Annotated in this window: 1 rRNA gene; it reads left to right on the top strand. The window is 41.5% G+C overall.

Annotated features, from left to right (window positions below):
• Positions 1 to 212: 212 nt before the first annotated feature.
• A 5S ribosomal RNA gene (gene rrf / locus C1642_RS18860) occupies positions 213 to 313 on the top strand; the annotation flags it as partial.

Genomic DNA, 313 nt, shown 5'->3' with positions numbered 1-313 from the left:
TACTAATTGCTCGTGAGGCTTGACTATACAACACCCAAGCAGTTGTATATGAAGCATCAATCGATTCTTAAATATGCAAGACAACTTGATTTAGTTATACCTCTGGCTAAAATGAACAGATAAAGTAAGATTCAATTCAGCCCAGTCTGTTACAGATTTGGAAAACGCTTCGGCATTAAATAAGACCCAGGCAAGTATCCATAAACAGTTGTGCTGGCGACCATAGCAAGAGTGAACCACCTGATCCCTTCCCGAACTCAGAAGTGAAACCTCTTAGCGCTGATGGTAGTGTGGGATTACCCATGTGAGAGTA

Origin of the sequence: Acinetobacter sp. AKBS16 (assembly GCF_002899995.1) — a bacterium.
GTDB lineage: Bacteria > Pseudomonadota > Gammaproteobacteria > Pseudomonadales > Moraxellaceae > Acinetobacter > Acinetobacter baumannii.
This window is presented reverse-complemented; position numbering and strand designations above follow the sequence as displayed.